The 25,444-nt window shown below is 60.5% G+C and carries 31 protein-coding genes; all 31 read left to right on the top strand.

Features of this window, described 5'->3' with window-relative positions:
* Positions 1 to 37 precede the first annotated feature (37 nt).
* The 31 genes from OKB77_RS10825 (at position 38) to OKB77_RS10675 (ending at position 25,443) form a co-directional block, all read left to right on the top strand.
* Complete coding sequence (locus OKB77_RS10825; protein ID WP_270817599.1) at positions 38 to 985, top strand: replication protein; 948 nt, start codon at positions 38 to 40, stop codon at positions 983 to 985.
* Positions 985 to 1,656 (top strand): replication protein P, encoded by a 672-nt coding sequence (locus tag OKB77_RS10820; protein WP_043129253.1) that lies wholly within the window; start codon positions 985 to 987, stop codon positions 1,654 to 1,656. Before OKB77_RS10825 ends, OKB77_RS10820 begins: the two co-directional genes overlap by 1 nt.
* Positions 1,643 to 1,945 carry a hypothetical protein gene (locus OKB77_RS10815; protein WP_270817598.1) on the top strand — a complete coding sequence of 101 codons (303 nt, stop codon included), beginning with the start codon at positions 1,643 to 1,645 and terminating at the stop codon, positions 1,943 to 1,945. The genes OKB77_RS10820 and OKB77_RS10815 overlap by 14 nt, the downstream gene beginning before the upstream one ends.
* Positions 1,946 to 2,021: 76 nt before the next feature.
* Complete coding sequence (locus OKB77_RS10810; protein ID WP_210601768.1) at positions 2,022 to 2,315, top strand: hypothetical protein; 294 nt, start codon at positions 2,022 to 2,024, stop codon at positions 2,313 to 2,315.
* A complete protein-coding gene (locus tag OKB77_RS10805; protein WP_042062769.1) occupies positions 2,312 to 2,491 on the top strand; it encodes a hypothetical protein in 180 nt (59 codons plus the stop codon). The genes OKB77_RS10810 and OKB77_RS10805 overlap by 4 nt, the downstream gene beginning before the upstream one ends.
* Before the next feature lie 2 nt (positions 2,492 to 2,493).
* Complete coding sequence (locus OKB77_RS10800) at positions 2,494 to 2,937, top strand: recombination protein NinB (protein ID WP_180911596.1); 444 nt, start codon at positions 2,494 to 2,496, stop codon at positions 2,935 to 2,937.
* The gene (locus tag OKB77_RS10795) at positions 2,934 to 3,668 is read left to right on the top strand and encodes a metallophosphoesterase (RefSeq protein WP_201955756.1); all 735 of its coding nucleotides are present in this window, start codon (positions 2,934 to 2,936) and stop codon (positions 3,666 to 3,668) included. The genes OKB77_RS10800 and OKB77_RS10795 overlap by 4 nt, the downstream gene beginning before the upstream one ends.
* Entirely contained in the window at positions 3,649 to 3,966 is a 318-nt protein-coding gene (locus tag OKB77_RS10790) for a Ref family recombination enhancement nuclease (RefSeq protein WP_201984743.1), read from the top strand. The genes OKB77_RS10795 and OKB77_RS10790 overlap by 20 nt, the downstream gene beginning before the upstream one ends.
* Positions 3,963 to 4,097: a hypothetical protein gene (locus tag OKB77_RS10785; RefSeq protein ID WP_258555739.1), complete on the top strand. Its 135-nt coding sequence runs from the start codon at positions 3,963 to 3,965 to the stop codon at positions 4,095 to 4,097. The genes OKB77_RS10790 and OKB77_RS10785 overlap by 4 nt, the downstream gene beginning before the upstream one ends.
* Positions 4,094 to 4,516 carry a hypothetical protein gene (locus OKB77_RS10780; RefSeq protein WP_114522669.1) on the top strand — a complete coding sequence of 141 codons (423 nt, stop codon included), beginning with the start codon at positions 4,094 to 4,096 and terminating at the stop codon, positions 4,514 to 4,516. The genes OKB77_RS10785 and OKB77_RS10780 overlap by 4 nt, the downstream gene beginning before the upstream one ends.
* Positions 4,513 to 5,211, top strand: coding sequence for a TIGR02642 family protein (locus OKB77_RS10775; RefSeq protein ID WP_182954114.1), 699 nt, complete (start codon positions 4,513 to 4,515; stop codon positions 5,209 to 5,211). Before OKB77_RS10780 ends, OKB77_RS10775 begins: the two co-directional genes overlap by 4 nt.
* Before the next feature lie 168 nt (positions 5,212 to 5,379).
* Positions 5,380 to 5,694 carry a phage holin family protein gene (locus tag OKB77_RS10770; protein ID WP_045789814.1) on the top strand — a complete coding sequence of 105 codons (315 nt, stop codon included), beginning with the start codon at positions 5,380 to 5,382 and terminating at the stop codon, positions 5,692 to 5,694.
* Positions 5,694 to 6,176 (top strand): TIGR02594 family protein, encoded by a 483-nt coding sequence (locus tag OKB77_RS10765; protein ID WP_042880549.1) that lies wholly within the window; start codon positions 5,694 to 5,696, stop codon positions 6,174 to 6,176. The genes OKB77_RS10770 and OKB77_RS10765 overlap by 1 nt, the downstream gene beginning before the upstream one ends.
* Before the next feature lie 53 nt (positions 6,177 to 6,229).
* Positions 6,230 to 6,454, top strand: a complete 225-nt coding sequence (locus OKB77_RS10760; protein WP_042880547.1) for a hypothetical protein — start codon at positions 6,230 to 6,232, stop codon at positions 6,452 to 6,454.
* 1 nt (position 6,455) lies between these two features.
* Positions 6,456 to 6,686, top strand: a complete 231-nt coding sequence (locus OKB77_RS10755; protein WP_270817597.1) for a hypothetical protein — start codon at positions 6,456 to 6,458, stop codon at positions 6,684 to 6,686.
* The gene (locus OKB77_RS10750) at positions 6,686 to 6,919 is read left to right on the top strand and encodes a hypothetical protein (RefSeq protein ID WP_257520014.1); all 234 of its coding nucleotides are present in this window, start codon (positions 6,686 to 6,688) and stop codon (positions 6,917 to 6,919) included. Before OKB77_RS10755 ends, OKB77_RS10750 begins: the two co-directional genes overlap by 1 nt.
* Positions 6,920 to 7,792: a terminase gene (locus OKB77_RS10745; RefSeq protein ID WP_270817596.1), complete on the top strand. Its 873-nt coding sequence runs from the start codon at positions 6,920 to 6,922 to the stop codon at positions 7,790 to 7,792.
* Positions 7,793 to 7,828: 36 nt separating this feature from the next.
* The gene (locus OKB77_RS10740) at positions 7,829 to 8,122 is read left to right on the top strand and encodes a hypothetical protein (RefSeq protein WP_143237287.1); all 294 of its coding nucleotides are present in this window, start codon (positions 7,829 to 7,831) and stop codon (positions 8,120 to 8,122) included.
* A 72-nt stretch (positions 8,123 to 8,194) separates the two neighbouring features.
* Positions 8,195 to 9,892 carry a terminase gene (locus OKB77_RS10735; RefSeq protein ID WP_270817595.1) on the top strand — a complete coding sequence of 566 codons (1,698 nt, stop codon included), beginning with the start codon at positions 8,195 to 8,197 and terminating at the stop codon, positions 9,890 to 9,892.
* Positions 9,892 to 12,018, top strand: a complete 2,127-nt coding sequence (locus OKB77_RS10730) for a CHASE3 domain-containing protein (protein WP_270817594.1) — start codon at positions 9,892 to 9,894, stop codon at positions 12,016 to 12,018. Before OKB77_RS10735 ends, OKB77_RS10730 begins: the two co-directional genes overlap by 1 nt.
* 120 nt (positions 12,019 to 12,138) lie before the next feature.
* A complete protein-coding gene (locus OKB77_RS10725) occupies positions 12,139 to 12,816 on the top strand; it encodes a Gp49 family protein (RefSeq protein WP_270817593.1) in 678 nt (225 codons plus the stop codon).
* Positions 12,817 to 12,947: 131 nt separating this feature from the next.
* A complete protein-coding gene (locus tag OKB77_RS10720; protein WP_270817592.1) occupies positions 12,948 to 13,862 on the top strand; it encodes a hypothetical protein in 915 nt (304 codons plus the stop codon).
* A 71-nt stretch (positions 13,863 to 13,933) separates the two neighbouring features.
* Positions 13,934 to 15,151, top strand: a complete 1,218-nt coding sequence (locus OKB77_RS10715) for a phage capsid family protein (RefSeq protein ID WP_270817591.1) — start codon at positions 13,934 to 13,936, stop codon at positions 15,149 to 15,151.
* A 65-nt stretch (positions 15,152 to 15,216) separates the two neighbouring features.
* Positions 15,217 to 15,606 (top strand): hypothetical protein, encoded by a 390-nt coding sequence (locus OKB77_RS10710; RefSeq protein ID WP_045789770.1) that lies wholly within the window; start codon positions 15,217 to 15,219, stop codon positions 15,604 to 15,606.
* Positions 15,607 to 15,672: 66 nt separating this feature from the next.
* The gene (locus OKB77_RS10705) at positions 15,673 to 16,110 is read left to right on the top strand and encodes a hypothetical protein (RefSeq protein ID WP_270817590.1); all 438 of its coding nucleotides are present in this window, start codon (positions 15,673 to 15,675) and stop codon (positions 16,108 to 16,110) included.
* Position 16,111: 1 nt separating this feature from the next.
* Positions 16,112 to 16,693 (top strand): hypothetical protein, encoded by a 582-nt coding sequence (locus tag OKB77_RS10700; protein WP_270817589.1) that lies wholly within the window; start codon positions 16,112 to 16,114, stop codon positions 16,691 to 16,693.
* A 12-nt stretch (positions 16,694 to 16,705) separates the two neighbouring features.
* Complete coding sequence (locus OKB77_RS10695; protein WP_270817588.1) at positions 16,706 to 17,383, top strand: phage adaptor protein; 678 nt, start codon at positions 16,706 to 16,708, stop codon at positions 17,381 to 17,383.
* Between the two features lie 9 nt (positions 17,384 to 17,392).
* Entirely contained in the window at positions 17,393 to 19,075 is a 1,683-nt protein-coding gene (locus OKB77_RS10690; RefSeq protein ID WP_270817587.1) for a phage head spike fiber domain-containing protein, read from the top strand.
* Complete coding sequence (locus tag OKB77_RS10685) at positions 19,072 to 19,386, top strand: hypothetical protein (protein ID WP_270817586.1); 315 nt, start codon at positions 19,072 to 19,074, stop codon at positions 19,384 to 19,386. The genes OKB77_RS10690 and OKB77_RS10685 overlap by 4 nt, the downstream gene beginning before the upstream one ends.
* A 172-nt stretch (positions 19,387 to 19,558) precedes the next feature.
* Complete coding sequence (locus tag OKB77_RS10680; RefSeq protein ID WP_270817585.1) at positions 19,559 to 21,106, top strand: hypothetical protein; 1,548 nt, start codon at positions 19,559 to 19,561, stop codon at positions 21,104 to 21,106.
* Positions 21,106 to 25,443, top strand: coding sequence for a phage tail tip fiber protein (locus OKB77_RS10675; protein ID WP_270817584.1), 4,338 nt, complete (start codon positions 21,106 to 21,108; stop codon positions 25,441 to 25,443). Before OKB77_RS10680 ends, OKB77_RS10675 begins: the two co-directional genes overlap by 1 nt.
* Position 25,444: the final 1 nt, after the last annotated feature.

The raw sequence follows: 25,444 nt of genomic DNA, 5'->3' as shown, positions 1-25,444 counted from the left end.
AAGTGCCCCACATAACCCCCCTCAGAAGGAGGCCCGTGTGGTCGCAGATCTTGATGATGGGTTCACCCGCACGGCAAACGAGATCCAGAAGGCCAAGTGCCGGTTACGGATGGCTGGGCGCGAGCTCAACGTGCTTGATGCGGTGATCTATTCCACCTATGGCTGGAACAAGAAGCAGGACCGGCTCACGAACACCTATCTGGCCGAGCTGTGCGACATGGACCCGTCGGATGTGAACAAGGCTCTCCAGGTGTTGTCTCGTCGTCACATCATCACCCTCGAGAAGCACGGCCACATGAAGATCGTGGGCGTGAACAAAGTGGTGAGTGAGTGGGAATATTCCAGAGAAAAACAGGCGAAAACGCCTACCGCCCAAGAGAAAAATCCGGGTAAAAACACCCAAAAAAATCCGGGTAAAATCACCCAGATTTCTGGGTATTTTGACCTTTCAAACCAGGCGAAAACACCCAACACCCAAGACAGTCTTACCAAAGACAATAAAAACAAAGATCTTAAACCCTCTTCGTCGAAGAACGCTGACGCGCTCCTCGACGCCGGGGGCGATGAGTCGGTTTCTCCTCCCGCCGAGAAGGTCCGACCCGATGCAGCCATCCAGACCCCGAATGGCAAATTCTGGGGGACCCAGGATGACCTGGCTGCGGCTGAATACATCCACGGCAAGGTCCTGGTGGTCAACCCGACGGCCAAGACCCCCAACTGGGCGCAGTGGGCGAACGATATCCGCCTGATGCGCACCCAGCTTGGGTACACCCATCGCGAAATCTGCTCGCTGTTCAAGTGGGCCAACCTCGACCCGTTCTGGTCAGCCAACGTGCTGTGCCCCAAGACCCTGCGCAAGCAGTGGGACAAGCTCACAGCCAAGCGTGCCGGGGTGGTGCGCCAGCCAGCGCGCGGGGACGAGTGGGATCTGACCAAGACCATGACCGCCGACAAGCTCAACCAGCTGATCCAGGAGGGGTACTGATGACCATGAAACCGTTGAGCGAGGTCCTGGCCAGCATGCCGAGCGAGCTGCCTCCCGTGCCGGTTCGCCCGGTTGCTGCGGTGGTAACCGAGCAGGATACCCAGGTGGTCGCCAAGCTGTTCGAGCAGCTCAAGGTGATCTTTCCTGCTTGGCAGCGGGCTTTCCCCAATCCCGAGATGCAAGCCAGGGCGTTGCGAGAGTGGACCGTGGCGCTGGTCGAGGCCAACTGCACCAGCCGTGATCAGCTGAGCCAGGGAATGCGCACTGCACGCAGCCAGGGTGGAGAGTGGTTTCCGAGCACCAGCAGGTTTATCCGGTGGTGCCAGATCACGCCGGAGTCGCTGGGGCTGCCGACGCTGGATACTGCACTGGTCGAAGTGCGAACCCGCCGGTTTACCCATCCAGCGGTGGAACTTGCGGCCAAGGCGACGAGCTGGGAGCGCCAGACGTTGAGCCTTGACGCCTACCGCCCTGTGTTCGAGCAGGCCTACGCGCAGTTGCTTCGTCGTGTTGTCGCCGGGGAGGACCTGGGGGCCCAGGTGCGCAAGGGGCTGCCGACCAGGGAGCAGATCCAGCACAGCCCCGAGTTTTACCAACAGACCGGCCAGCGCGGCGTGGAAAGCCTGAAGGCGCTGTTCAAGCGGGGAGGGCTGGCCAATGTTCAATCCTGATGTGAGTGCCGCGGTCGTGGCTGCGAAGTTCTGCCGGGTGGTGATCTACTCCGCTGTGCGGGGCTGGTGTGGGGAACGGATGCAGCTCGAGGTGGCCGACGAGATCGATGCGCTGGGATACACCGATCAGCAGCGTGGCGCAGGGCATTGGTTGGTGCAGAGCACGACGCCGGAGCGAGTGGCGGAGGAAGCCGCACGGCTGAGAGCCGCGCCAGTGCTGGTGTTGCGGTGTGATGCTTCGTTTGGGGCTGTGGATAACTTCGAAGAGGAGGGCCTTGCCAACCAGTGACACAGGGGGTAGCGCCCCGTACCATTGCCAGTGCCGGACCTAGACCACCCGGCAGTTTGACCAAAGGACCCAGACCATGACCAAACCGCATACCCGAGATCTATCCATCGCGACCCAGTTGGGGCGCGTGATATCCATCATGAGCGACGGCAAGGCCCGCACCCTGCGCGACATCGAGCGCGAGTGCTGGAGCCGTTACGGCCACGCCGACACCCAGGCCGCCATCAGCGCCAGACTGCGTGAAGTTTGCTGCTACGGCTGGGCGAAGTATTCCAGCAACCAGGTCATCGACGGCAAGCAGGTGTGGCATTACCGCATCGAGCTGCCTCCCACCACCGAGGCCGTAGCGGCTAAGGCGGTGGCAGCATGAGATTCACCCACGCTATCGCAGCCGTTCTGGCCGCCACTGCAGCCCAATCGCCCTGGTTCAACCCGCTTGATTTCAAGCCTGGACATGGCTTCTGCATCCCCAACCCGCGCAATGACCGGGCCGCACAGCGTCAGCGTGCCGCCTCCAAGCGCCGCAACAAGTCCAAGCGGGGGTGAGGATGAGCCAATATCCAAAGCACTTCCTGCGCAGCCCTGAAATCCGCGCACGCGCCTGCCAGCTGGTAGCAAGTCTGCCGGTTGACCAGGACAAGCCGCTGGTCATCGAGATCAAGGAGCTGACCCGGACCCTGGCCCAGAACGCTCTGTTTTGGGCGGTAATGACCGACATCGCCGAGCAGGTCAACTGGCACGGCCGCAAGCTCTCCAAGGAGGACTGGAAGCACGTTCTCTCCGCCGCCCTGTACCAGCAGGACGTGGTGCCGAACATCGACGGCAATGGCTTCGTGGTGCTGGGTAAGTCCACCTCCAAAATGACCGTGCGCGAGATGCGCGATCTCATCGAGTTGGCCCAGTCCTTCGGTGCCCAGCAGGGCGTGAAGTTCGGGGATGAATCCCGCCGCGGCTTCGACTGGGTAGCGGCATACGGGAGGGCGGCAGCATGAGCTCACTGGTTAAGAAGTTTTCAGCGAATACCGCTGGGCGAGACTTCGCGGTAGGCGATATTCACGGCCATTTCACCCTGCTGCAGAAGGCTCTCGATAAGGTTGGCTTTGACCCCGCCTGCGATCGCCTGTTCTCCGTTGGAGACTTAGTTGATCGTGGCCCTGAATGCGAATTGGTGCTGGAGTGGCTGGCCAAGCCATGGTTCCACCCGGTGCGTGGCAACCACGACGACTATGTGTGCCGTCACGACACCTGTGACACAGGAAACTGGTTGCAGAACGGTGGGGCGTGGTTCATGTCATTGCTCGATGTGGAGCGCGGCGAGTACGCAGCCCAGTTCCGCGAGCTGCCTATCGCCATCGAGGTGGATACGCCGAGTGGGTTGATTGGCTTGATTCATGCTGATTGCCCATTCCCGTCCTGGAGCTACCTGATTGAAAAGCTTGAGGATGGCGCAGAGGGGAACCCTGGACTGCTGCGATCCATCAAGAACTCCTGTATGTGGTCGCGTCGGCGTGTGGAGCTTGGTGATGAGAGCGGTGTGTCTGATGTGCATGCCCTCGTTGTTGGTCACACCCCCATGAGCAGCCCGGTAGCGCTTGGCAACGTGATCCATATCGATACGGCCGGATGGTGCCCGCAAAAAGGCGGAGCATTCACCTTGCTGAACCTGCAATCGCTGCAGGCTCACACGATGAAAGGGGCGCGCGATGAGCAAAACCAAGGCTGATAAGGATTGGCTGAACGATGTGAGCTCGCTCGGCTGTATCGCCTGCCGCAATGCCGGGCATGGCGGCACGCCTGCGGAAATCCACCATGTGCGCTCTGGATCTGGCATGGCCCAGCGCGCCGAGCACACCCGGGTGCTGCCCCTGTGCCCCCGGCACCACCGTGCCTGCTACCCCACCGGCTTCCACGCAGCCCCGCGCACCTGGCAGCAGGAGCACGGCAGCGAGGAGTCCCTGCTGGAGCAGGTAGCCCGGGAAGTGGCAGAACTGCGCAAGAACACCATCGGGAGGGCGGCATGATCACTGCGATCGTTTACTGGATGATGAAATTTCAGTTTGGCGCCGACTGGTCATACTGGAGCCTGGTTTTGCCGGTGATAACTGATCTGGTGATCATCGGAGCGTTAGAGAAATGGAGAGCAAGGCCGTGATCCGCCTTTCAGCCATCGACGCAGCCCGCCTGCTGGATAAACACCCGAACGCCAAGGCCGTGGTGAACAAGGTCAAGAAGGCTCAGCAGGTGGATGAGCTGCACGGCAAGGTACTGGCCCAGTTGGTAGGCCTTCCTGACCCCGCCACCGAGCTGTTGTTTCACCCCAAGCGCCGCTGGCGCCTCGACTTCGCCTGGCCCACCCGCATGATCGCCCTTGAGGTCCACGGCGGGATCCACTCCGGTGGCCGGCACACCCGGGGGAGGGGGTTCGTAGAGGACCGTGCCAAGATGAACGAGGCCACCTTGCTCGGGTGGACCGTGCTGGAAGTTACCCCGGAACACATCAAATCCGGCCAGTTGCGCGCCTGGCTGCTCGCCGCCTTCAATCAGGACCCAGACCAGAGGACCAAACCATGACCAACTCTATCGAAATGGCTCTGCGCCTTTTCTCACCGAAAGGCGCACTACATGAACCCTCGTCTGGTCGCTCCAGTACGCTGGGGAGGGAGGAGTTTCTGGGAGCCCTGCAGGTGGCCGCAAAGAGCAACCCGCAAGGACTTCAGTTCCTTATGGCTGACCACCTGGGGGATGAACAAGCCCTTGCGTCGCTGCTGGCCCACTTCTGCACCACTCTTGGCAGCAGCGATGCCGGTGGCATGGCCATGGCTATCCTGCTGCGCCGCCCGCTGCCTGAGCAGCTGGATCACCTGGTACTTTGCCACCCTCACTATGACAAGGAGCGCCGCCGGGCCGCCGTGGTGATGGAGAAGGCCAAGCGCGCCCACCGGTCCGGCAATGATCACGAGTACCAGCGCCTTCTGGCTGAGCGGAACGAGATCCTGTCCCTGGCCAATGACCACTGTGTCGCCGAGATGATGCAGTCAGGGCGCTGCCCGCACTGCAATGGCACCGGGATCCGCCCGCGCAAGGGTGACGGCTGCCCGAAGTGCCACGGCACCGGCCGGGTCGTGCCACACGTAGAGTTGGTGTCGCGCCGGTTCGGGCAGGAGATGAGGCAGGCCGTAGAGCGTGCTGTTGATGAGGTGATCCACCAGGCGTCAGACCTGTCAAAGATCATGGACCGACAGGTGAGGGAGATGCGGGCGGCTTAGGTGCGGAGAGTTCGCCGCCGAGCAGGCGCAACCCCATGAATAGACGCAGTGATTGAATCCACCCCTCCCCGGCGTTAGTATTGCTCAAAGATGGCCAGAGTCCCCGTGACCCTGGCCTTTTTCATTTCTGGCCCGCCTCGTGCGGGCTTTGTCGTTTCTGGAGGGGCGATGACGCCTGACAAGGATCCACAGAACTACAGCGTGCTCGCCTATCTGGCATTCGGCGGGTTGAGCGTATGGGGAGGGCTTGTGACCTACATACAGACGGTGAAACGCGAGGGAAGGCAGTTCCGATGGGCCGAGGCGCTGCTGCAGGTGGTGGTGTCAGGGTTCGCCGGGATGTTGACCATGCTGCTGAGCTGGTACATCGCAGCCCCGCTCCCGTTGTGCGGCTTCATGGCTGGCCTGGCTGGCTTGATGGGGTCGAAAGCACTGGAGCTGTACGAACGCCGGGCAACCGGCTGGATGGGAGGGAGGGAGTGATGGTGAAAATGCGCTGGGTAGATGAAGCCCGTAGGCATATCGGGTTGACGGAGATTAAGGGGCCCCAACACAACCCCGAGATCGTGGCGATGTGGAAGGCCATCAAGCGGGGTGGTATCCGTGATGATGAAACCCCGTGGTGTGCCGCCTTTGTTGGAGCGTGCCTGGAGCGGGTCGGTATTCAGTCCACCCGGTTCGAGGGTGCGCGTTCCTATGCCTCCTGGGGGGAGAAGCTGGAAAAGCCGGTGGCGGGCTGCGTAGTGGTGTTCTCCCGGGATGGTGGCGGACACGTTGGGTTCGTAGTGGGGCAGGACAAGGCTGGCAATCTGCTGGTTTTGGGCGGCAACCAAGCTGACGCGGTGAACGTGAAGGCGTTCCCTCGCTCCCGGGTAACCGCATACCGCTGGCCCGCCGGTGAGCCGAAGCCTGTAGGGGAATTGCCTGTGATGGCTGCGGCAGAGTTCTCGAAGTCCGAGGCATAGGCGCAAGCCTTGCCAATATCGCCGGGTAACCGGTAACAGCAGAGGAGAGTGCGATGGAACACATCGTTGAGGTGGTCATCAACTGGATTGTCATCCTGATGGCTGTAGTGGGCGGCGCGTCCATGGTGGTGCAGGGGCTGGCCAAGATCGCGGCCGTCACCCCGTCCACCCGGGACGATGAGGTGATCGGGAAGGTGCAGGCCTTCTTGGTTGGCCTGACCAAGGTGCTGGACAAGCTGGCTATGAACCTGCCGGCTGAGAAAGCCAGGAAGCAATAACATGAACAGCTTGCTCCAACTGCTCGACATTCTAACGGCCCTTCTGGGCCGTTGGCTTAAGCAGGAGAGGGCAAGGGAGGTGCAGGAAAGCCATGACAAGAATCATGCGGACCCACAGGGGCGTTTTGCTGAGCGTTTCGGTGCTGCTTCTGGCCAGTTGCCAGACAGCTCCAAGTCAAACAGTGAACTGCCCGCCACCCACACCCAGGCTGACATGGAGCCCCGCCGCTAATGGCGGGGTTTGTCTTTCTGGGGAATCCACAGCCGACCTACTGGACTATCTCGATGCACTGGAGCGATGCGGTGGTTAATGGCATTACCGTGACCGGGGTTGTTACTCAGGTGAGGGAGTATGACGGGAGTCAGGCCCTGGTCACCCTGAATACTGGCGTCTCCGTCGTGGTACCGGCTACCCATGAGCCTGTACCTGGTGATGCCATCGTCGAAGGCGAGCTATCCATCTAAATGGCAAAGACCGACTGGGCACAGCTCAATGCAGAGTTCCTGCAGGAGCATGAAGCGACAGGCATCAGTGCGAAAGACTGGTGTGACAGCCGCGGCCTGAACTACAACTCGGCGCGTCGCTATTTGAAATCTCGGGGGCAATCCCCTGCGCAACCTGATAAATCTCGCGTAGCTGCGCAATCTGCGCATTCCGAAGTGCGCAAAACTGCGCAATCTGCGCAAAGTGCGCAAACCAAGGGGAATGAGGCCAAGGCCAAAGGGGGAGAGCGAAGAGGGGAGAAGTCCTCCGCATCCACAAAATCCCAGCCCGAGCCTGAGCAGACCTCGAAAAACAAAGGGCGTGATGGCTCCGGCCGTTTCGTCCGTGGCGAGTATGAGGGCAACCCTAACCCGCCAGCCAACATCAAGCCCGGCATGCAGATAGCCAAGACCCATGGCGGTTATGCCAAGTTCCTCGATGCCGAGGAGCTGTTCGACCAGGCCCGCGAGTTGCAACTGCGCGATGAGCTGGACTTCACCCGGGCTCGTGTCATCTCCGTCACCAAGCTGCTCAAGGGGCTGCAGCAGGACCTGGTCACGGCCAGCGAGATGACCGACCGGATTGCGCTCTACGACAAGATCCTGAAAGCCGAGCAGGCCCTCGACCGCAACATCCAGCGGATTGAGTCCATCGAGCGGACCCTGAGCGCCCTTCGCATCGACGAGGTGAGCGTGCCCAAGATTGAGGAGGACACTCGCCGGATCCGGGCTGCGGCCCGCAAGCTGACCGCCGAAGCCGATCGGCTCGAGAAGGATGGCGGTAGCGAGGCCACCCCTGTCAGCGAGATGGTGACTGAGCTGCAGGGGATGGGGACTGGTGGGCTGATGTCGTGATAGTATTTACAAATGTCATTAGCGCGGGTTGGTGAGATGAAAATTTACAGCGTGGGAGAATCAGGAGCTTTGGTGAGCATTGGTGATGATAGCGTGCTGCCAAAGGATGTAAGTCACGCCCTACGCCGTGGTGAGAGGCTAACCTATTGTCTGACGGATGCGATGGATGGCTTTGATGGTGGCTCTGTTACGTTTGAGCCGACATTGATATATCAAGATGGCAAACTTCATGAGTGTGGGTCTGTAATCCGGGATGCCAGAGAAGCTCAGGCATTCGCAGAGTATTACGAGCGTTACACAGAGCTCACCCCATGCAGGAGCCAGCCATGAAACAAAAAAGTAGCCACAGCTTCAACAACACCAACCCGCCTCGGCGGGTTTTTTATTGCCTGAGATCCCACGATGACCGAACTCGACACCTCCGCCATGACTGAGCAGGAGCAGATGGCCTACATCCGCTCGAAGCTCAGCGATAAGTGGTGGCGGATGAACAACCTCTACATGATCGAGAACGAGCAGGGCCAGCTGGTGCGCTTCCGGCTGCGCCCGGCGCAGGAGCTGCTGTTCCGGACCATGTGGTACCTGAACATCGTCCTCAAGGCGCGCCAGCTCGGATTCTCCACGGCCATCGACATCTATCTGCTGGACGAGGCGCTGTTCAACAAGAACCTCAAGTGCGGGATCATCGCCCAGGACCTGACGGCCGCCGGTGAGATCTACCGCACCAAGATTGAAGTCCCGTTCGATAACCTGCCCGGCTGGCTCAAGGCCCAGTTCAAGGTGGTGACCCGGCGCGGCGGGGCGAATGGCGGTCATATCCTGTTCCGGCACGGCTCCAGCATTCAGGTGGCCACATCCTTCCGCTCCGGTACCGTGCAGCGCCTGCATGTCTCCGAGCACGGGAAGATCTGCGCCAAGTACCCGGAGAAGGCCAAGGAGGTGCGAACCGGGACGCTGCAGGCGATCCACCCGGGCGCCGTGGCTTTCATCGAGAGCACGGCCGAAGGGGTGGGGGGCGACTTCCACGCTATGAGCATGAAGTCCCTCGAGTTGGTCAGGGCATCCGGTGAACTCAGTCAGCTCGACTGGAAGTTCCACTTCTTCGCCTGGTGGCAGGACCCCAAGTATCGCACCGACGTCCCCGCTTCCGGTGTGGTGATGAGCAAGGCGCAAGCGGAATACTTCGCCGCGGTGGAGAAGGCGATGAGCTGCACCATCAGCGACGAGCAGCGGCAATGGTACGTGCTGAAAGAGTCCACCTTGGGCGCCGAGATGAAGCAGGAGTTCCCCAGCACGCCGCTGGAGGCCTTCCTGACCTCTGGGCGCCGGGTGTTCGACCCCATCCATACCATGGATGCCGAGGGCGATTGCATGGCCCCGCTCATCGTCTACGACATCGACCCGGTGACCGGCAAGCGGGAGAAGGCTCGTAAGCCTGAGAAGCTGGACGAGCGTGGCCAGCGCTCCCTCGAGAACATGCTGCTGGTCTGGGAGCTGCCAGACCCCGACGAGGATTACGCCATCGGCGCCGACGTGGCGGAAGGGCTGGAGCACGGCGACCGCTCAAGCCTCGACGTGACAGCCAAGAGTGACGGCCGGCAGGTGGCACACTGGTTCGGGCATCTGGATCCCGGGCTGTTTGCTCAACTGCTTGCCCACGTTGGCCGCTTCTATGGCACCGCAGAGCATGGCCCGGCCTACATCGGCCCGGAGCGCAACAACCACGGCCACGCTGTGCTGCTCAAGCTCCGTGAAATCTACCCGACCCGACGCATCTACACCCAGGAGCACATCGACCGGGACCGCGACGACGAGACCCCGCGCCTCGGCTGGCTCACCACTCGGCAGTCCAAGCCGATCCTGGTTGATGGCCTCAAGGCCCTGCTGCGTGCCGGGCAGTCCGGGATCCGCTGGATCGGTACCATTTCCGAAGCCACCACCTACGTCTACGACAAGAGCGGCAGCATGAACGCCCAGGACGGCTGCTACGACGACCAGCTCATGAGCTACATGATTGCCCAAGAGATGCGTGCCCGGATGCCGGCCCGCATCGTCAAACCTGAATCCTTCCGCAAACCCAAGCACTGGATGGCCAACTGATGATCAACGCCCAACCCAAGGCCCCTGAAAAAGGCGGCCTCGATACCCCGCGCCTGCTCAAACTGATGAGCGATATCAACGGCCAGCCGGACTGGCGAAGCCTTGCCAATCGAGCTTGCGCTTACTACGACAACGACCAACTGCCACCTGCGGTAAAAAAGGCACTCGATGAACGCGGGCAGCCCATCACGATCCACAACCTCATCGCCCCGACTATCGACGGCGTGCTGGGGATGGAGGCCAAGAGCCGCACCGATCTGATGGTGATCGCCGATGACCACGACGACGAGCTGGAGCAGCTGGCGGAGGCCGTCAACGCTGAATATGCCGATATGTGCCGCCTGGGTGGACTGGACCGCGCCCGAGGCGAGGCGTATGGCGGCCAGATAAAGACCGGTGTGGGCTGGGTTGAGGTATGCCGCCGCGATGACCCGTTCGGCCCGCGCTACAAGTTCAGCAACGTCCACCGAGACGAGGTGTACTGGGATTGGCATAGCCGGGAGCCAGACCTGAGCGACTGCCGCTGGGTGATGCGCCGCCGCTGGGTCGATCTGGATGAGGCCAAGACCATGTTCCCGAGCAAGGCCAAGGCGCTGGAGTGGGGCGTGAACGACTGGGAGGGCATCGTGAGCCTGACCGCCATCGAGGGGCTGGATCCCAACCTAGTCAGTGCCTATGACGAGTGGAGTCAGTTCAGCGGCAAGGAGATAGAGTGGTGCAGCCGGGAGCGGGACCGGGTGCTGCTGCAAGTGGTCTACTACCGCACCTACACCATGCGTCAGGTGCTGAAGCTCGACTCAGGCCGGGCGTTGGAATACGACAAGACCAATCAACTGCATCTCGCTGCTGTGGCCATGGGGCGCGCCAAGCTGGAACGCTGCCCGGTGGCCGTGATCCGGGAATCCTGGTTCGTCGGCCCTCATCATCTGGTTGATCGACCCTGCTCTGCTCCCCACAACATGTACCCGCTGGTGCCGTTCTGGGGGTATCGCAAAGACCGCACCGGCGAACCCTATGGGCTGATTGCTCGAGCCATGCCGGCGCAGGACGAGGTGAACCTGCGGCGCATCAAGCTGACGTTCCTGCTGCAGGCCAAGCGCGTGATCATGGACAAGGACGCCACGAACATGAGCCGGGACCAGGTGCTTGAGCAGGTGGAGCGCCCGGATGGCTACATCGAGCTCAACCCGGATCGCGCCAACAAGACCAGCGTGAGCGATGCCTTCAAGGTGGAGCAGGACTTCAACGTGGCGGCCCAGCAGTTTCAGGTGATGCAGGACTCGGTGAAGCTGATCCAGGACACCATGGGGGTGTATGCCGCCTTCCTGGGGCAGGGCTCCACCGGGCAGTCCGGCGTGGCTATCAGCAACCTGGTGGAGCAGGGGGCGACCACGCTTTCCGAGATCAACGACAACTACCGGATGGGCTGCCAGCAAGTGGGGCAGTTGGCGCTGGCGTACCTGCTGGAAGACATGGCCAGCAAGCGCAACTACAAGGTGACAGTGAACCGGGATGACCCGCGCCGCCGCAAGGCTGTGGTGATTAACGTGGAGCAGGAGGATGGCAAACTCACCAATGATGTGACCCGGCTGCGGGCACATATCGCACTGGCGCCGATCCAGCAGACTGCCGCCTACAAGCAACAACTGGCCGAGCGGATGACCCAGGCTATGTCCCAACTTCCGCCAGAGGCTGCAGGTGCCTGCTTTGACCTGCTGGTCGAGCTGATGGATGTACCGCGCAAGGCAGAGTTCGTGGAGCGGATCCGCAATGCCCTGAACATCCCGAAAGACCCGGACGAGATGAGCGATGAGGAGCGCGCCGCTGCCGAGCAACAGGCTCAGCAGGCCCAGATGCAGCAGGAGCTGGCCATGCGCGAGATGCAGGCCAAGTTGGCAGAACTGGAAGGCAAAGCCGCCAAGTGGCAGGCAGAGGCTCAGCGCATCGCCAAGCTGACCGACTCCATCCGGTTTGAGGATGCTCTCAAGCAGGCCCAGACTGGCAAGACACTTCAGGAGATGGAGCGCCTTGCTGCCGAGCAGCAGAGCATCCAGGGGGAGCAGGCCGTGCTGCAGGCGCAGTTGCTGGAGAGCATCCAGCAGCAGATCGACGCCATCGCGCTCTGATAGTTGCTTTCCTGACCTGCCAGCGTTACGATTTCCCCAACATGGCCCAGTCTCTCGAGATTGGGCCTTTTTCATTTCCAGACCCGGCCATTGTGCCGGGTTTTTTATTTGGAGCTGGACATGACCGACAAGGTTGAGTTGAAAGGTGTACTTGAAGCAGCCCTCAGTGAAGATGGTGGCATTATCCTCATCCGTAACGCGATGGCCGAGTTCCAGTCGCACAAGAAGGTTCATGCGGCAGTAATCTCCGAGATTCATCCGTGTGATGATCATGGCAGCTTCATGATCGACATCTCCAGCCCCCTCAATGCCGATATCACCATTCCCTACATGGTTACCCCTGACATGGTTGCCCGCTTTACCCCCAGCATTGGTGACTACATCGTGCTCTATGAGAACGACTATGTGTCATTCAGCCCGAAAGATGTGTTTGAGGGTGGATACCTCATGATCGAAGAACCGGCCGTGTGCGCCAGTGAAGAAGATGCTGAGATGGAGCGCGAGATCCAGACTCTCGGACTGACCGCGCCGCGCGTCACCCCTGACCAGATTGACGCTCTGATGAGTGGTGTTCGCTATGAGGTGCAGGTTGTGCCTGGCACCACAACCACGCTGGCTACCGCCATTGCTGCCAACGGCTTCACCCTGGCCATCGGCATGACCGCCTGTGCGGACCCGGCCAACTTCAACGCCGAGTTTGGCGCCAAGTACGCCATCAAGGATGCCGAAGCCAAGGCCCGCCAAGAGCTGTGGAAGCTGGAAGGCTGGCGGCTCAAGTGCCATTTAGCGAATCTTTAGCGATAGACGGCAACCCTTGCCCGCGTTGTGCGGGCTTTTTTATGCCCAGCCCCAGCCGGGGAGCGCTTTTACCGAGAGCCTTCCCCCGCTTGGGCAGCGATACCACCCACTGAAAACCCACGAGGACAACCATGGATAAGAACATCGACAACCTGACCGGCACTGAGAGCCTGGACGAACTGGAAGCCATGCTGGAAGCGATCGAGCGTGAGCCCGATGGCGAGCTGGATGATGGCACTGGCACCGAGCAAACGGACGTACAACCCGCGCCGTCGGCGGGCGAGGTGGCAGCCGGTAACGAACATGGCAGTACCGAGCAGGGCGGTGAAGGGGTCGCGGAGCCTGAGAAGGTGATCCTGGCCAAGAGCGGTCAACACACCATCCCGTATGAAGTGCTGGAGCAGGCACGCAATGAAGCCAAGCAACTGCGTGAGCAGCTCGCTCAGTCGCAGCAGGCCCAAGCCGAACGGGACAAGCTGGCCGCCGTGTTAGAGCAGAACGGCATTGAGCTGGACACCAGCGATCCCGATAGCATCGATGTCGCTGCTATTGAGGAACTGGCCCAGGACTACCCCGACCTTGGCAAGCCGCTGGCGGCCATCGCCCGCAAGTTGCAGAAGTTGGAGCAGCCCGCCCAACCCGCTATCAACCAGGTACAGGCCGCACTGCAGGCGGTACCTGATCTGGTGAGCTGGCGGGAAAAGGACCAGGACCGTTTCGACTTCGCCATCATCGTCGATGAAAAGCTCCAGGCTGATCCCGCGTGGCAAGGCAAGTCGCTGGATGAGCGATTCGCAGAGGCGGCGCGCCGCACCAAGCTGGCCTTTGGTGATGAGGTTATTCCTCCCACCAAGGCACCCGGCAAGGAGGCGGATAAGCCTGCCGATTTCATCCCGTCCAGCCCTTCGGCACTCGGCCAGACCCATCATGCCGCCCCCACTGGAGTGGAGCGCTATGGCGCCATGTCTCAGGCCGAGCTTATCGGCGAGATGGGCGCCATGACGGACGCCCAGATGGAGGCGCTGCTGGAGCAGGCCGGGTACTAACCCACCACCCATTTCAATAAGCCAACCCCGACCACTGTGTCGGGGTTTTTGTTTTCATGTAGGAGAGGACCATGACCCAAGTCACCTCGGCGCAAGCCAACAAGATTTTGCAGGCCGCACTGTTCACGGCGGCCAACCGTTCTCATTCGCTGGTGAACATGCTGACCGAAGAGGCCCCCAAGGGCGCCAAAGTCAATGGCGGCAAACAGACCAGCGCCGGCGCCCCCGTGGTGCGCATCACCGACCTTGGCAAAGGCGCCGGGGATGAAGTGGACATGCAGCTGTTCCACCAACTGTCTGGCCGCCCGACCATGGGTGACAAGAAGCTGGCAGGGCGCCTCGAGAGCATGTCCTTCGCGGACTTCTCGCTCAAGATCAACCAGACCCGCCATGGCGTGGACGCGGGCGGCAAGATGAGCCAGAAGCGCACCAAGCACGACCTGATCAAGACGGCTCGCGTGCTGCTGGGTGATGGCTACTACGGTCGCCTGGTTGACCAGCGTGGCTTTGCTCAGCTGGCTGGTGCCCGTGGCGATTACTCGGCCACCGATATCATCCTGCCGTTGGCGGATGATCCCGAGTTTGCCGACATCATGATCAACTCGCTGACGGCGCCGACCTACGAACGCCACTTCTTCGGTGGTGATGCGACCAGCTTCGAAGGCATCGACGCGGCTGACCGCTTCAATCTGGGTTGCGTGGACAACATGTCGCTGTTCCTGTCCGAGATGGCCAACCCCATCCAGCCGATCCGCATGGTCTCCGACCCGTCCGGTGGCGAGCCGCTCTACGTGCTCTATGTCACCCCGCGCCAGTGGCACGACTTCTACACCTCAACCTCCGGCAAGGACTGGCAGGCGATGCTGTCGGCCTCAATTGAGCGCAGCAAGGGTTGGAACCACCCCATCTTCCGTGGGGAAGGCGCCATGTGGCGCGGCATCCTGGTCAAGCCCTACAAGGGCATGCCGATCCGCTTCAACCAAGGCAGCACCGTCAAGGTGTGCGCCGCCAACTCCGCGACCGGCGTGGAAGTGGACAAGGTAGCAGGCACCACCATCGACCGCGCCGTGCTGCTGGGTGGTCAGGCGCTTGCCAATGCCTTTGGCTCTGGCGAGAAGGGCGGCTCTTTCGGCATGCACGAAGAGAAGACCGACCACGACAACAGCACCGAGATCTCCATCAGCTGGGTGTCCGGTCTGCAGAAGATCCGCTTCAAGCAGCGCAACGGCAACATTCAGGACCATGGCTGCATGGTGTTGGATACCGCCGTCAGCGCCGTCGGCCGCTAAGCCGCTGACCCATGGGGCTTCACGGCCCCATCACATCACTATCTGACCAGACAAGGAGCCATATCATGGCCAAGACTACCCTGCTCGCCCGAGCGTACCGCTGGTTTGTCGGCGCGTTCGGCAACCTCTCTATCTCCCCGACCCTGGTAGCCAAGCTGGCTGCCGTACCCGCTGGCGATGTTGTCGCATACGGTGACAAGGTGGAGCCCAACCTGAAAGTGGTGGGTGTGACGATGTTCAGCACTGCGCTGGGCGCGAGTACCACCATCACCGCCAAGATCGGCACGACCACCATCATCAACGCCGAGAGTACGGTGGGGGCGGTGGCAAAGTATTACCCGGTCGATGACTTGCTGACCGAGCCTGACCAGGAGCTCACCCTCACGGTTGGCGGCGGCGCTGCGACGGGCACGGTCAAGCTCAAACTGCATTACGAGGTAGTCGGCAACCTGTAAGGCTGCCGATCACTGTCCGCCCGGCCCTGTGCCGGGCTTTTTCGTTTCTAAATAGGAGTCATCGCCATGAGCGACAAGATTGCCGTGGTTTACATCGGCGACAAGCCGAGCAAGAAAGACACGGTCACCGGCAGCCGCCTGGTCTTCCCGCGCCATACCGCAGTGGATGTGGAGAGTCACATCGCCATGCAACTGCTGGAGTTCCCGAGCGTCTGGATCCGCCATGAGGCACTGGCTGGCGAGCTGGAGCGGCAGGAGACTGTTGCCGAGATGGAAGCCCTGGAGCTTCAGCGCCTCGCCGCCGAGCAGGCCCGCCTGGCGGAAGAGCAGAGCATGGTGGTCGGTGAGCGCGATCTGGCCAAGATGACCTCTGCCCAACTGGCCACCCTGGTGGAAGGGGAAGATCTGGATATCGAGCCACAGGGCCCGCAAGAAAAGGTGCCCGATTACCGGGTGCGCGTGCGTGATGCCCTGAAGGCCAAGCTGGCAGAGCAGGGGGAATAGCATGCAGATGGTGTCGCGTGAGCAGTTCCTGCCCACTGTCAGGCTGCACATCACCGGCCCGCTCGAAGTCATGCTGAGTGAGGCCGTCATAGAGGCGGCCATCACGTTCTGCCGGGAGTCGGCCTTGCTGACCCTTGACCGACTGCTGCCCAGCGCGTCAGCCGGCAGCCTGGTGGAGGTCTGCAACATCAGCGGGATGACATCGTGCAATGTGCTGCACCTGACCGGTGAAGGGGGCGCGCCATTTGTCAGTGGGCGTGACTACTTCGCCATGTCGGCCAATGAGCTGAGCATCCTGACAGATCTCTGCAATGCGCGGATCTGGTATGTGGCTGCCCCGGTCAAAGGTGCCACCGATCTCCCAGCCCAGCTCTACCACGATCACGCTGATTCCATTGCCCATGGCGTCGCTGCCTTGCTCTATGCCCAGCCAGACCGCCCCTGGTCTGACCCTAAGCGTGCAGGGTACCACCGGGCTGAGTTCGTCGAAGGTTGGCGCCGCGCCGGCCGGTTCCGCAAAGAGCACAGCGCCCCGACCCAAGTTGAATTTCACAACCCGCCCCGCAAACACTCTTTTTTCTAAAGGACTCCACACATGGCAACCGTTACCGTTGACTCGATCTTGAAGCGGGTAAATACCCTGCTCAACGATCGCACCTGGGTTCGCTGGCCCAAGCAGGAGCTGCTGGACTACTACAACGATGCCGCTAAGGCGATCGTGTTGATGCGTCCTGACGCCCACACCAAGAACGTTCAGTTCAACTGCGCCTCTGGTACCAAGCAGACTCTGCCAGCAGATGCTTTGCGGCTGATCGAGGTGCTGCGCAACGCCGACGGCAAAGTGATCCGCTTCGTGCCGCGGCGCGCCCTCGATGACAGTTACCCTGACTGGCATGCAGGCAAGGATGGCACCAGTGTGGCCGCCTACACCTATGACGATCGGGACCCCAAGAACTTCTATCTCTACCCGGGCCCCGCCGCCGCAGTGAAGGTGGATGTGATCTACTCCGTAGCGCCGCAATCCAAGGTGCTGACGGACGTGGAAAACGTGGGCACGCCGGCGCTGGCCGATCTGGATGACATCTACATCAACCCGCTTATCGACTTCATCATGTACCGGGCCTTCTCGAAGGACTCCGAATACAGCGCCAATTCCAATCGGGCTGTTGGCCACTACAACGCCTACCTGCAGCAGCTGGGTGAAAAGACCCAGGTTGACGCCAACCTGGAGCAGCGCAAGACCGAAGGCTTCTCCCGCGTGACCGGGCAATAAGGGGGCGTCATGGCTGGAGTGTGGAAGCGTGACGGTACGGTGGCTGTCACCAATGGCAACAAGAAGGTGACCGGTACCGGGACCACCTTCGCAGACACCAAGAACGGGGTGGCCAAGGGCCACCTTTTTTGCATCACCAGTGGTACCTCGGTGGATTTCTACGAGGTGGACTACGTGGTGTCCAACACGGAGCTGTATCTGGTGCAGGCCTACCGTGGTGTTACTGCCACGGGCAAAGCCTACGAGATCATCACGACTTTCTCGGATTCCGTTCCGGAGTTCGCCCGCCGACTGACCGCCACGCTGAGTGCCTATCAGCAGCAGAGCGATGCTTTTCAGGCGCTGCTGACGAGCACTGCCACCACTGTTGAGGTGACTGCACCGGATGGAACCAAGCAAACACTGATCCCGTGGAAGCGTGTGACCAGTGAAGGGGAGGGCCAGGCTGCCCGAGCCAAGACGGAGGCAGACAAGGCCGCCGCGAGCGCTGCTCTGGCTGGCGATATTGTCGCAGCGTCGGCCCTGCCGCTGCCGGATGTGTGGGCGCCGCTGACCGACTCGTTGCGGCTGTTTACCGGCTATGGGCGTGATGTGGTTGTGGGGTCGGATGTGGTGGCCAGGATGGTGAATTTCAGCCGCAGCACCACAGCGACCTACATTGGCAAGGATGGTCAGCTTAAAACCGCTGCCGCGAATGAGCCGCGCTTTGAGAAAGAGGGGCTGTTGCTGGAGGGGCAGAGCCAGAATCTTGTTGTCTATTCAGAGGGAGCAACGTTTTTCACTGCAAACGCCAGCTTCCAGACGCTGACAAATAACGTGTCTGGCGTGCTGCCGATGACGGGTCAGCGCATCTCGTTTGCGACCAATAATGGCGAGACCAATGCCAACCTAATTCAGACATCTCTCACACTCACCGGCGGCCAGACGTATACCTACTCGACCCACCTTAAGGTGGAGGCGGGAGATACCTCTGCGCCGGAAAACTGCATCGGTATCTATGCGGCAAACGGTGTGAATATTGGCGATCGCGCTGTGATACGTAAAACGGGAGACGGCATCTATCGGGTGTCTGTTCCGTTCACTGTCAGCGGTACTGGCAGCCAGACGGTGTTTATCCGATTTAACCGGATAGGGTTGCCATCTGCCGTGTGGACTGCTGTCGTTGGTGGTGTGCAGGTAGAGAACCTGCCATTCGCCAGCTCTTACATCCCGACCAATGGCGCAGCGGTCACTCGCGCCGCCGATCAGGCTTGGCTACCTGCCGCCGGAAACCGGTTTATTAGTGGGATGTATGCCGTCGCTTGTGAGTTTGATCTGCTTGGTCGCGTTCCTGGCGTAGGTTTCACGCGACTTGTTGACTTTGACAATTCGGGTGGCGCAGACCGTCAGCACCTCTCGCTGAGTGACGGCGGTCAGTTGCAGTGCGTGCTGGGCACTGGCTTCGTTGCTGGTGTCGCCGGGAAATTGGCGGGCCGAGCAGCCATGCGGATGAACAACTTTACCTTAAACGTAATGCTGGATGGTGTAGCAGGCTCGCCGGTTACGGTGTCGAGCTTCGGATCGTCAGCCAATAATCGGATCGTGCTGATGAACACAAACATTTTCAACATCGCGACATATGGCCATATCCGAAACCTTAGGATGTGGAGCAAGCACCCTATCAGCAACGAACAACTGAGGACAGCGGTATGACCCAATTCATAGACCTCAACCTCAAGGCGGCCGATAAGGCAGCCATGACAAAGGCGCTGATCGCTGCTGGCTTTATCAAGGACAGCGAAACCGGCTCCCTATATCACCCCAACGCATCGCTGCAGCTGTTACCACCCGGCATGGTCACCCGACCCAATGGCGCGGTGCAGACCGTCGATGGCATCGAGCTGGAGGTGCGGGAGGCCGTCCCCGGTTATCACGCCAACGTGCGCACTACCGATGCCGCCTTGGCCGCCTCCCTGGCGCCGGTGACTGTCAACGTAGACACGCCCCAGTATGTCTGGGCATAGAAGGTATCGGGAAGTGAGCCTTGCCTCCTGACGCGCCCAGCGTTAGGATTTACCCATCATGGCCCCGCTCTCACGAGTGGGGCTTTTTCGTTTCTGCCTCTCTGAGATCCCCATGCCCGTACTCGATATCGTCACCATGCGAGGGACTATGCCGCGCGTGGAGCCACACCTTTTGTCTGATGAGGCCGCGGTGATTGCGCGTGACTGCCATTTTGACCATGGCGTTATCTCCCCGCTGGAAGATGACGCCAGCGCGGGCGTTGAGTTGCCTATCGTACCTACCACCCTTTTTCACTATGGCCAGCACTGGTTCGCCTGGAACAAGGTGGTGGAGGCCATCCGCTCCCCAATCGCTCAGGACCCGTATGGCCGGGTTTACTACACGGACGGCGAATACCCCAAGGTGACTCATGCCCAGATCGCCACTGGCGGCGGCAACAAGCCGACGGCGTGGTATCGGTTAGGCATTCCAGCCCCAGGTGTTCCGGTCGGGATTGGCGCCATCACTCCGCCTGTTGGTGGAGTGGATGATGATCTGACCGATGACGAAACCCGCTTCTACGTGGATACCTTCGTCACTGCGATGGGGGAGGAAGGCCCCCCAGGCCCGGCCAGTGGAAAGGTGAATATCGGGATCCCGGGATCATCTGTTGCTTTGATGCTCAGCCCGCCGAACGCCCAGAACAACAACATCACCAAGCGTCGGGTCTACCGGTCTGTTTCAGGTGGTGGCTTGGCGGATTACTTGCTGGTTGCCGAGCTGCCGATCGCCCAGGCGTCGTTTGTCGATACCCGGGAGGATGGGGAGCTGGGCGCCGTGCTGGAGACCTACGACTACACCATGCCGCCCGACGGTATGCGCGGTATGTGTCAAATGGCGAATGGCATGTGTGCGGGGTTTGCTGGTAACTCCCTCTACCTGTGCGAACCCTACCTTCCCTACGCCTGGCCGGAGAAGTACCGGCTGACCACCGAGCACGACATTGTGGCGATCGCCGCCATCGACACCACATTGGTGGTCGGAACCAAGGGATACCCTTATCTTGCCCAGGGCGTGAGCCCGGCATCCGTGACCACTCAGAAGCTGAGCCAACTGCCGCAGTCCTGTGTCAGCGGTCGCTCTATGGTCGCCATGGATGGGGTGGTGCTCTTTGCCTCCCCAGACGGGCTGGTAGGTATCGGCGCCAACGGTGGGCAAGTGGTGACAGAGCAGATCATCACCCGCAAGCAGTGGCGCGCTATGAAGCCTGAAACTATGCGGGCATGGCACCACGAGGGCAAATATGTGGGCATCACTGACACTCACGCATTCATCTTTGACCCGAAAAGTGGCGACTTGCGTGAGCTGACGAACCGGTGGGATGCCGCTGTCTCCGATATGGAGAGCGACTCCCTCTACGTTGCCAAGGGCCGAAGCTTGCAGATTTGGCGGGGCGGGTGCGCCAGCAATGGCCAATTCATCTGGCGGTCGAAGCTCTTCATGGTGCCAGAGGGAACGTCTTTCAATTGCTGCCGGGTGTTGGCTCAGGATGTTGGCTTGGTCGGGATCAAGTTGTTCGTTGACGGGGAGCAGGTGATGGAGCTGTCCCCTGGCAACCTGGTGCCCGGGGCGTTCAGGTTGCCCCCTGTGCGTGGCCGGTTCTGGCAGATAGAGGTCTTCGGTACCTCGGTGGTGAGCCGCATCACTATGGCGAGCAGCATGGCGGAGATGGTGATCTGATGGCCAAGAAACCCGCATATCGAGCAGGCCGAGACCAGGCGGCTACAGCAGAAAACGTAGAGCTGCTCACTGGGCAGCGTGGCGATCGCCTTGATAAGGCCGTCACGTTCAGGGAGCTGGCGGCGTTGGGGTTGTCTACGCTGCGCCCTGGTGCTGGCGGCGTTTATGTCCCCGGCAAGAACCCAGACCTTTTCCCTCCGGGCCAGATGGAGTTTCCTCACGCCCCGGTCAATGTGATCGCCAATGGCGCATTTCACACGGTCCTGGTGGAGTGGGATCCGCCGCAGTACCGGGGGCATGCTCACGCCGAGATATGGCGAGCTGAGAGCAACAACCAAGCTGATGCCACCTTGGTGGGAACGGCGTCGGCCAACCTCTTCTCTGACGCGATTGGTAAAGGAGCGAAGTTTTACTACTGGGTGTGCTTCGTCAACGGCAAGGATGACAGGGGGCCCTTCCAGGGCGTGCAGGGCGTTGAGGCTGAAACCAGCCGGGATGTGCAGGATATTCTCGACGAACTGCAGGGGAAGATAGAGGAGAGCCACCTGGCCCAGGCGCTGCTGGGGCCCATAGAGCAAGTCCCCCAACTGCAGCTGGATATTACGATCCTGAAGCCAAAGGTTGATGAGATCGAGGTCATTCGTCCCAAGGTCGCCGCCATCGAGGACAAGATCCCCAGTATTGAGCAGGAGCTGGCCGGGCTGGATGAGCGCCAGAAGGTAGCTCAAGAGCTGCTGGATGATGCCCAGCAGCAGTTGGGGATGTCGAGCATCGAAATCGGGCTGGTGCAGGATCGCCTGAATGCGAAGCTCGATAAGTACAAGGGGGATTTCGACTCGTTCCGCGATGCGGTGTTTGTCGTCGATCCTGAAAACGGCAGCATCACCATGGATGCCGTCAATGCGGTGCGCGAGGAGCTGCGCACCTCAATCACGGAAGTCCATCAGGGACTGGATGCTGTCGCCGGCCAGATCAGCAGCAAGGCAGACAATGTCACCGTTGACGGCCAAGGCTCGCGGATCACAGAGGCAGAGCAGCGCATCAACGGCTTGGACGCCAGCCTGAGCCAAACCGTCACTCGGGGGGAGTTCACAGGCGAACAGCAGCGGGTTACCCAGATCGGTCAGGAGCTTGATGCGACAAAAGGGGAGCTGACTCAGAAAGCGACCAAGCAGGAGGTGGATGCCCAGGGTGTGCGACTTGCCAATGCCGAAAGCAAACTGACGGTGCATGCCGATGAGCTGAGTTCCCAGGCGCAGCGCCTTGATGGGCTGACGGCCCAGATCGCCCAGGGCGATGAGACTCTTCAGGCCAGCATCACTGAGCTGGCACGGGTCTCGGCGGAAAGCGATCAGGTGACAGCACAGCGGGTCAGTGGACTCGAAGTGAGGGCGGAGACATCAGAGGCCAAGATCCAGGCGCTCGAGGAAATCATCGAAGATGACGGCGGCATCACTGCTGGCCGCTTCGACGCGATCACTGCGGAGCTGGAGCTGCAGCGTGGACAGGATGATGACAACGCATCTGCCGCTATCGATGGTGCCCTGGCCGTGGATGAGCGCGACCGGGAGACCAGGAAGGCATTCGGGACCATCCGTACAGAGCAGAGAGTGATCCTGACGGAGCAGCAGGCGCAGGCTCAGCGCACAACAGACATGGAAGTGAAGTTTGAGGCGAAGGATGCCGCTACTCAAGCCAGGATCTCGTCGGTTGAGAAGGTAACCTCTGACGCAGACTCTGCACTGGCGCAGCGCATTGATAATGTCACAACGGAGTTCAGGGCGGCTGATGCTCAGGCCAATGCCGATATCCGGTCGCTGGCACAGTCGAGTGCCACCGCGGACGAGGCCCTGTCCTTGCGCCAGGACCAGTTGGCTGCGAGGTTCTCGAGCGCCACGGCAGAGCTTGCTGCAAACATCACTCAGGAGGAGTCGTCCAGGGTCACCGCCGATGAGGCCATTTCGAGGCGAGTTGCCGAAGTGGAGACGCAGTTCAGCAGCGACCTCGAGGATACGAATGCGAGGGTTGCGGCCGAGGAGCTGGCTCGGGCAACAAAAGATGAGGCGCTTGCCCAGCAGATTAGCACTGTAGATGCTGCGTTCAAGGCCGCCGATGCGGCGCTGTCTACCTCCCTCTCCGAGTCGAGCAAGGCCCTGGCAGATGCAGACCGAGCGCTTGGTGAACGGATCAGCACCCTTGATGTGACGGTCGGAGAGAACTCGGCCAGCATCACCGAGCTCCGGCAGGCCGTGGTGAGCAATGAGGCGTCGCTCAGCCAACGCCAGGACAAGATGGAGTCGGAGATCGTTGTCGGTGCCGTCAGCCAGGTTGAAGGTGCCTTGGCCGGGGATGAACGTGACCGAGAGAACCGAAAGGCTCGCGGCGTTATTCTCCAACAGCAGAGCACGCTGGCGAATCAACAGGAGGCGCAAGCCAGGACTGTTGAGCAACTGACCGCTGAGTTTGATGCTGAGAATGGGGAGATCAGGGCGCAGATCACCAATGAGCAGTTGGTTAGGGCGACGGCTGATGAGGCGCTGTCACAGCGGATCAGTGTTGTTGATAGCGAGTTCAAAGCGGCGGACGCCGCGACGAATGCTGCTGTTGCAGCTGAAGTGCGGGCGCGGAGCGATGCTGATAGCGCGCTGGCTGAACAGTTGTCCACCTTGGATGCAGAGTTCAAGGGGGCGGAGCAGGCCCTGGCGGCCAGCATCGATGAAGTGTCCCGTGTTAGTGCTGAAGCAAACCAGTCTCTTTCTGAGCAATTGAGTCAGGTGAAGGCCACAGCAGAATCGGCGGGCACCGCTGCGGCAGGAGCCCAGAGTAGTGCAAACCAGGCAAAAGAGGATGCAGCGGCTGCTGCGGGGATAGCCAATGGAAAGGGCAAGGTGCTCATTCAGTCAGCAGCTCCAGCAGTAGCAGATCGGCTTGCTCAGAATCTCTGGATTGATACGACCAGCGGCACCAACACTCCGAAGCGGTGGAGTGGGTCAGCCTGGGTTGCAGTAACAGACAAGGTCGCGATCGATGCAGCTCAAGCCGCGGCCGCAGCTCAGGCAAGCGCTGATCAAGTCGCACAGGGTGTTGCGAGAAATGCTGCTGCCATCAATGACGAAGTGAAGGCGCGGGCTGATGCAGATTCGGCCATGGCACAGCAGATCCAGCAGGTAACGGCAAACTATCAGCAGGGAGATCAGCAACTCCAAGGCCAGATCACGGCAGAGTCAGTCGCCCGTGCCGATGCGATGCAAGCCCTCGGCAGCCAGATTGATACGGTATCTGCTGTTGCAGGTAGTAAGAATAAAACGTTCTTCCAAGCCACTGCTCCAGGCTCAGCGATGGGCACCGGTGATCTGTGGTTTGACACAGCCAACAACAACAGGCCGTACCGTTACAGCGGTACTGCTTGGGTCGCCACTGACGACCCACGGATCGCATCCAACGCGGCAGCCGTCCAGCTACAGAGCCAGGCGATTGCCAACTTGCAAAATGGAGCCCAGGCAATGTGGACGGCGAAAGCCAGCGCGGGCCAGATCACCGCCGGGATCGGCCTGGTTGCCAAGTCGGACGGCACCAGCCAGGTGGCTATCTCTGCCTCTCAGGTGTTCGTATTCAACCCGAATAGTTCAACGCCCATGGCGCCGCTGTTTGCCATCGACAATGGCCAGGCGGTCATTGCCGAGGCCATTATCCGCAAAGCCACCATCCAGATCCTGACTTCCGAGAAAATCACGGCGGACTACATCAAAGCAGGGGTCAGCATGTCGGCGCCTGCGATCTCGGGCGGTTCCATCGATATGGGCAATGCCTTCCTGTCTGGCGGGGCAGCAGGGTTCGGTAAAGGCGGGCCATATGGTGGTTGGTCATGGACGTGGCATACGATCATCTATGCCGATGGCTCGCTCTACACAAATCGTCTCTATGCCGAGGGCGGCTATGTTCGCAATATGACCATAGGCAACTGCACGATTGAGCAGGATTGTGAAGTGAAGGGGACTGTCTATGCACAGAAAATTGTGGGTGACATTGTCAGGACGTATGCCTTGAATCCAGCCTCCCCAGTACAGTTACCTGCGATGCCATTTGCCAGAAAATGTACTTTTATGCTGACCGTTTCAAGCGGGTCATCAACTACAACTGCGCGAGTTTACATCAATGGCGTAGAAAGGGGTTCCTTGACCGCGAGAGATTACGGTATCGGCCAGGGATCGACAATGAACAAGAATTTTGAGTTCTTGCTGGCAGCCAACCAAGCGTACACGATCAGCTATGACCGAGATAATAAAGATTATGCCTATGCTTCGAGCTCCTGTTTATCGATCGTGTGTTTGGCATGAT

Source organism: Aeromonas sp. Y318-3 (assembly GCF_027706185.1).
Lineage (GTDB): Bacteria > Pseudomonadota > Gammaproteobacteria > Enterobacterales > Aeromonadaceae > Aeromonas > Aeromonas veronii.
This window is presented reverse-complemented; position numbering and strand designations above follow the sequence as displayed.

Excerpts from the sequence above, each read along its gene's own strand:
- OKB77_RS10820 (WP_043129253.1), top strand. The coding sequence starts at position 985 with ATGACCATGAAACCGTTGAGCGAGGTCCTGGCCAGCATGCCGAGCGAG.
- OKB77_RS10815 (WP_270817598.1), top strand. The coding sequence starts at position 1,643 with ATGTTCAATCCTGATGTGAGTGCCGCGGTCGTGGCTGCGAAGTTCTGC.
- OKB77_RS10810 (WP_210601768.1), top strand. The coding sequence starts at position 2,022 with ATGACCAAACCGCATACCCGAGATCTATCCATCGCGACCCAGTTGGGG.
- OKB77_RS10805 (WP_042062769.1), top strand. The coding sequence starts at position 2,312 with ATGAGATTCACCCACGCTATCGCAGCCGTTCTGGCCGCCACTGCAGCC.
- OKB77_RS10800 (WP_180911596.1), top strand. The coding sequence starts at position 2,494 with ATGAGCCAATATCCAAAGCACTTCCTGCGCAGCCCTGAAATCCGCGCA.
- OKB77_RS10795 (WP_201955756.1), top strand. The coding sequence starts at position 2,934 with ATGAGCTCACTGGTTAAGAAGTTTTCAGCGAATACCGCTGGGCGAGAC.
- OKB77_RS10790 (WP_201984743.1), top strand. The coding sequence starts at position 3,649 with ATGAGCAAAACCAAGGCTGATAAGGATTGGCTGAACGATGTGAGCTCG.
- OKB77_RS10785 (WP_258555739.1), top strand. The coding sequence starts at position 3,963 with ATGATCACTGCGATCGTTTACTGGATGATGAAATTTCAGTTTGGCGCC.
- OKB77_RS10775 (WP_182954114.1), top strand. The coding sequence starts at position 4,513 with ATGACCAACTCTATCGAAATGGCTCTGCGCCTTTTCTCACCGAAAGGC.
- OKB77_RS10770 (WP_045789814.1), top strand. The coding sequence starts at position 5,380 with ATGACGCCTGACAAGGATCCACAGAACTACAGCGTGCTCGCCTATCTG.
- OKB77_RS10765 (WP_042880549.1), top strand. The coding sequence starts at position 5,694 with ATGGTGAAAATGCGCTGGGTAGATGAAGCCCGTAGGCATATCGGGTTG.
- OKB77_RS10760 (WP_042880547.1), top strand. The coding sequence starts at position 6,230 with ATGGAACACATCGTTGAGGTGGTCATCAACTGGATTGTCATCCTGATG.
- OKB77_RS10755 (WP_270817597.1), top strand. The coding sequence starts at position 6,456 with ATGAACAGCTTGCTCCAACTGCTCGACATTCTAACGGCCCTTCTGGGC.
- OKB77_RS10750 (WP_257520014.1), top strand. The coding sequence starts at position 6,686 with ATGGCGGGGTTTGTCTTTCTGGGGAATCCACAGCCGACCTACTGGACT.
- OKB77_RS10745 (WP_270817596.1), top strand. The coding sequence starts at position 6,920 with ATGGCAAAGACCGACTGGGCACAGCTCAATGCAGAGTTCCTGCAGGAG.
- OKB77_RS10740 (WP_143237287.1), top strand. The coding sequence starts at position 7,829 with ATGAAAATTTACAGCGTGGGAGAATCAGGAGCTTTGGTGAGCATTGGT.
- OKB77_RS10735 (WP_270817595.1), top strand. The coding sequence starts at position 8,195 with ATGACCGAACTCGACACCTCCGCCATGACTGAGCAGGAGCAGATGGCC.
- OKB77_RS10730 (WP_270817594.1), top strand. The coding sequence starts at position 9,892 with ATGATCAACGCCCAACCCAAGGCCCCTGAAAAAGGCGGCCTCGATACC.
- OKB77_RS10725 (WP_270817593.1), top strand. The coding sequence starts at position 12,139 with ATGACCGACAAGGTTGAGTTGAAAGGTGTACTTGAAGCAGCCCTCAGT.
- OKB77_RS10720 (WP_270817592.1), top strand. The coding sequence starts at position 12,948 with ATGGATAAGAACATCGACAACCTGACCGGCACTGAGAGCCTGGACGAA.
- OKB77_RS10715 (WP_270817591.1), top strand. The coding sequence starts at position 13,934 with ATGACCCAAGTCACCTCGGCGCAAGCCAACAAGATTTTGCAGGCCGCA.
- OKB77_RS10710 (WP_045789770.1), top strand. The coding sequence starts at position 15,217 with ATGGCCAAGACTACCCTGCTCGCCCGAGCGTACCGCTGGTTTGTCGGC.
- OKB77_RS10705 (WP_270817590.1), top strand. The coding sequence starts at position 15,673 with ATGAGCGACAAGATTGCCGTGGTTTACATCGGCGACAAGCCGAGCAAG.
- OKB77_RS10700 (WP_270817589.1), top strand. The coding sequence starts at position 16,112 with ATGCAGATGGTGTCGCGTGAGCAGTTCCTGCCCACTGTCAGGCTGCAC.
- OKB77_RS10695 (WP_270817588.1), top strand. The coding sequence starts at position 16,706 with ATGGCAACCGTTACCGTTGACTCGATCTTGAAGCGGGTAAATACCCTG.
- OKB77_RS10690 (WP_270817587.1), top strand. The coding sequence starts at position 17,393 with ATGGCTGGAGTGTGGAAGCGTGACGGTACGGTGGCTGTCACCAATGGC.
- OKB77_RS10685 (WP_270817586.1), top strand. The coding sequence starts at position 19,072 with ATGACCCAATTCATAGACCTCAACCTCAAGGCGGCCGATAAGGCAGCC.
- OKB77_RS10675 (WP_270817584.1), top strand. The coding sequence starts at position 21,106 with ATGGCCAAGAAACCCGCATATCGAGCAGGCCGAGACCAGGCGGCTACA.